Source organism: Streptomyces sp. NPDC059866 (assembly GCF_042731325.1).
Lineage (GTDB): Bacteria > Actinomycetota > Actinomycetes > Streptomycetales > Streptomycetaceae > Streptomyces > Streptomyces flavusporus.
In genome coordinates this window covers 1-5,197 of sequence record NZ_JBHWJT010000104.1, presented here as the reverse complement: position 1 = coordinate 5,197, position 5,197 = coordinate 1, and the positions used below count along the sequence as shown (strand labels likewise).

At 71.8% G+C, this 5,197-nt stretch carries 2 protein-coding genes; both read left to right on the top strand.

Features of this window, described 5'->3' with window-relative positions:
* Positions 1 to 3,663: amino acid adenylation domain-containing protein (locus tag ACFV7R_RS46650; protein ID WP_385276793.1), on the top strand; the 3,663-nt coding region annotated here is incomplete at its 5' end.
* On the top strand, positions 3,660 to 5,197 hold a 1,538-nt coding region (locus ACFV7R_RS46645; RefSeq protein WP_385276790.1), incomplete at its 3' end, for a condensation domain-containing protein. The genes ACFV7R_RS46650 and ACFV7R_RS46645, both read left to right, overlap by 4 nt.

The window sequence follows — 5,197 nt, the reverse complement described above, 5'->3', positions numbered from 1 at the left end:
GTGGAGGAGCTCAACCCGGTCCGCTCGCTGTCCCGCAACCCGCTGTTCCAGGTCATGCTCGCCCTGCAGAACGTCCCCGAACCCCAATGGAACCTCCCCGGCGTACACGTACGCCCCGCGACACTCCTGCGGGAGGCCGCAGCCAGGCTCGACCTGTCGGTGTCCCTGACGGAGAAGCGTGACCAGAACGGCGCTCCGGCCGGTCTCACCGGCGACATCCTGTACGCCACGGACCTGTTCGACGAAGGAACCGTCCAGGCGCTGGCGCAGCGTCTGGCGCGCGTGCTGGAGCAGGTCGCCGACGATCCCGGCCTGAGGCTCAGCGACATCGACGTCCTGACCGACGACGAGCGGACCCGCCTGACCACGGACTGGAACGACACCGCGACGACCACGCCCGACGCACTCGTGCCCGACCTCTTCACCCGCCGGGCGCGGCACTCCCCGGACACGGTTGCGATCGAGTCGGCCGAACGGTCACTGACCTACGGCGAGTTGGCCGCCGAGGCCGGTCGGCTCGCGCGGTATCTCCTCGATGCCGGAGTGGGCCCGGAGTCCCGTGTGGCGGTCGTGGTGGAGCGGTCGGCGGCGATGGCCGTCGCGCTCCTCGCCGTGGCGATGTCGGGCGGCGTCTACGTGCCCGTCGACGCCGACTACCCGGCGGACCGGACGGAATACCTGCTCAGGGACTCCGCCCCGGCCGTCGTGGTGTGCGTCGCGCACACCCGGGACGTCATACCCGAGGGGTACGCGGGCCGCGTAGTCGTGACCGACGACCCCGCCGAGGCCGCAACGCTGGCCGGATACCCCGGCGGTCCCATCCGCGACGACGAGCGGCCGCACCCGCTGCGGGGAGAAAACGCCGCCTACGTCATCCACACCTCCGGTTCGACGGGACGCCCCAAGGGTGTCGCGGTGCCCCATCACGGCCTGCGGAACCTCGTCGTCGAGAACACACGGCGATACGCCCTGGACGCGGATGCCCGCGTACTGCAACTCGTTTCACCGAGCTTCGACGTCGCCATGGCCGACATCTGGCCGGTGCTGTGCGCGGGCGGCCGACTCGTCCTGGCCCCGTCGAGGCTGGCTCTGTCCGGGGACGAACTGACGGACCTGGTGCGCACCCGGCGCATCACCCACGCGGCGATACCCCCGACGTTCCTGGCCCAGATGCCGTACGACCGGCTGCCCGACCTGCGCGTGCTGATCACCGGCGGCGAGGCGCTTCCCGCGGAATTGCGCCGGCAGTGGTCCGCCGACCGCGCCATGTACCACCAGTACGGCATCACCGAGGCGACGGTCATCTCCACTGCCGGCCGCATCGGCGACCACCACGGTCCGCTGCCCATCGGCCGTCCCGTGGCCAACACCCGGGTCTACGTCCTGGACGAGGGCCTGCGGCCGGTACCGGTCGGGGTGGCGGGCGAGCTGTACGTGGCCGGTGCCGGGCTCGCCCGGGGCTACCTGGGGCGGGCGGGGCTGTCGGCCGAACGGTTCGTGGCGTGCCCGTACGCAGATGGGGAGCGCATGTACCGCACCGGGGACGTGGTGCGGTGGACCGGCGACGGCGAGCTGGTCTTCGTCGGCCGCGCCGACGACCAGATGAAGATCCGCGGCCACCGCATCGAACCCGGCGAGATCGAAACCGCGCTCACGAGCTTCCCCGGCGTACGCCAGGCCGCGGTGATCATCGGGGAGGTCCGCCCCGGAGACCGCCGGTTGGTCGGATACGTGGCCGGCGACGAACACAGCGTGGACGGCCGTACGGTACGGGACACGGTCGCCGATCTGCTGCCGGAATACATGGTGCCCGCGGCGGTGGTCGTCCTCGACGCGTTGCCACGCACCGCGAACGGCAAAGTGGACCGTGCTGCCCTGCCCGCACCCGACTTCACCGGCGCGACGACCGGCCGGACCACCTTCCGCGAGCCCCGCACGGACACCGAACGCATCCTGTGTGACCTGTTCGCCGAGATGCTGGGCCTGGAACAGGTCGGAGTCGAGGACGGCTTCTTCGAACTCGGCGGCGACTCCATCAGCTCCATGCAACTGGTCTCGCGGGCCCGCCGGGCCGGACTGGTGCTCACACCACGCCAGGTTTTCGAGGAGAAGACGCCGGAACGACTCGCGGCGGTCGCCGCGGCGGCCGGGACGGAGGAACGTTCCGGCGCCGTACCCGACATGGGCGTGGGCGACGTCGCGTGGACACCCGTGATGCGGGCGTTCGGGCCTCAGGCCGCCGGTGTCCGCTTCGCACAGTGGATGACCGTCGGCGCCCCCGCCGGGTTGGCGCTGGAGGTGCTGACGGCCGGTCTGGCCGCCGTACTGGACACGCATGACATGCTGCGGGCACGGGCGGTGCCGGATGAGCCCAGGTTCGTGGTGGGCGAGCCGGGCTCGGTGGATGCGGCGCCGCTGGTGTCGAGGCTGGAGGCGGGACCGGAGGATCTGGACACCCTCGCCGGACAGGCGGCCCGGGAAGCCGCGGGCCGGCTGGATCCAGCCGCGGGCGTCATGGTGCGAGCGGTGTGGGTGGATGCCGGCCCGGACGCGGTGGGCCGGCTGGTGGTGGTGGCGCATCACCTGGTCGTGGACGGTGTGTCATGGCGTGTGCTGCTGCCGGACCTCCAGACGGCCTGCGAAGCGGTCGCCGACGGACGCGAACCGGTGCTGGACCCGGTGGCCACCTCCTTCCGCCGCTGGTCGCACCTGCTCTCCGAGCAGGCTCTCTCCTCCGAACGCGTCGCAGAACTCCCCGCGTGGCAGGCCCTGTTGGGCGAACCGGAAGCACCACTGGGCGGTCGCGCCCTCGACCCCGCCGCGGACACCGCCGCCACCCTGCGGCGCCGCTCCTGGACGGTCCCGGCCCAGGAGGCGGCCGTCCTCGTGGACCAGATGCCGGCCGCGTTCCACTGCGGCGTCCACGAGGTGCTGCTCGCCGGACTGGCGGCCGCCGTCGTGCAGTGGCGGAGGGAGACGGCCACCCGTACGCTCCTCGTGGCCGTCGAGGGGCACGGCCGCGAACCGCTCGACGGCGTCGACCTGGCACGCACGGTCGGCTGGTTCACCAGCGCACGCCCGGTCCGGCTCGACCTCACGGACAGCGAACTCGAGGACGCCGCCACGGGCGGCCCGGCCGCCGGCCACTTGCTGAAGACGGTCAAGGAACAGACGCGGACGACGCCCGGGGACGGCCTCGGCTACGAACTGCTGAGCCACCTCAACCCCGACACCGCACCGACCCTGCACGCCGCCCCCGCACCCCAGGTCGGCTTCAACTACCTCGGCAGGTTCACCGCAGCCGCAGCGACAGGCACGGTCAACGCCTGGCAGCTGGCCGGCGAAGCGGCGGTCGGAGGCTCGGCCGACCCCAGCCTGCCGGCGATGCACGCCCTGGAAGGACTCGCGGTCGTCCGGGACACCCCCGCCGGACCCGAACTCTCCGTCACGCTCAACTGGCCCGTCCGACTGCTCGACGAGGACGACGTGGAACGGCTGGGACAGACATGGGTGCGCATGCTCGGCGGCCTGGCGGCCCACACGGCCGAGCCGACCGCCGGCGGACACACCCCGTCCGACTTCGGCCTCCTGGACCTCGAACAGGACGAGATCGAGCAATTCGAAGCCATAGCAGCAAACCTGGAGGAAGGGCTGTCCCGGTGACGTCTTCAATCGCTGCGCAGGGCTCCGCCCTGGCGGAAATGTGGCCGCTGTCACCCCTGCAGCAGGGGCTGCTGTTCCACTCCGCCTTCGACGACGACGGCCCCGACCCCTACGCCGTGCAATTCGACCTGGCCGTCGACGGACCGCTGGACGCCGACCGCTTACGCGCCTCCTGGCAGGCGCTGCTGCGCCGGCACGCGGCGCTGCGGGCGAGCTTCCAGCGCCGCAAGAACGGCCAGGCCGTGCAGCTCATCACCAGGAACGCGGGGCTGCCCTGGCGCGAAGTCGACCTGTCGGACCTGGCGGAGCCCGACCTCTTGGCGCAGGCGGAGAAACTGGCCGCACAGGAGCGCGCGGAACGCATGGACCTCACGGTCCCGCCCCTGCTCCGACTCCTGCTGATCCGACTCGGCGAGCATCGGCACCGCCTCATCGTCACCTCCCACCACCTCCTCATGGACGGCTGGTCGATGCCGGTCCTGCTCGGCGAACTCTCGGCCGTGTACGAGGCAGGCGGCGATGCCTCCGGCCTGGGGCGCGTCGCGTCCTACGGGGAGTACCTGGCGTGGCTGAACCGCCAGGACAAGGAGGCCGCCCGCGCCGCCTGGCGCACCGAACTCGCCGGCCTCGACGAACCCACCCTCGTGGCACCGTCGGATCGCGGAGGCGAGCCGGTCCTCTCGGCGGAGAGCTACGTGGAACTTCCCCCGGAAACCACCCGGGCGCTGGCCGACCGGGCCCGCACGCACGGCCTGACCGTGAACACCATGGTGCAGGGCGCGTGGGCGCTGGTACTGGCGCGGCTTGCACGGCGTACCGACGTCGTGTTCGGCGCCACCGTCGCCGGCCGCCCCGCCGAGTTGCCCGGCGTCGAGTCGATGGTCGGCCTGCTCATCAACACCCTGCCCGTACGGGTGTCGCTGGACGGCGCCCAGCCGGTCGTCGAGATGCTGGCGCGGCTCCAGGAACGGCAGTCGCGGCTGATCGCCCACCAGCACCTCGGTCTGGCCGAGATCCAGAAGACCGCGGGACCGGGGGCGGTCTTCGACACCCTCGTCGTGTTCGAGAACTATCCGACGCCCGATGCGGGCCGCCCTGCTCCCGGCCTGCCGGCCTTCTCCGCCTCGGCGGGACAACAGGCGACCAACTACCCACTGACGCTCGGCGTCCTGGTGACCGACCGCCTGCAGGCCCGGATCTCCTACCGACCGGACGTGTACGACCAGCAGCAGGCCGACGAGGTGGGACAGCGGTTCGTACGGGTCCTGGAGCGACTGGTGACCGACCCGGAGACCCGGGTGGGCCACGTGGATGTCCTGGAGGACGGTGAGCGGTCGCGGGTGACGGTGGGCTGGAACGACACCGCGACGGCGCTGCCGGGTGTGTTGGTGCCTGAGTCGTTCGCGCAGCGTGGGGTGCTGTCGCCGGGAGTCATGGCCGTGCGGTGCGGTGAGGTTGCGTTGACGTATGCCGAGTTGGAGGCGCGTGCCAATCGGTTGGCGCGTTACCTGGTCACCCTGGGTGTGGGGCGGGA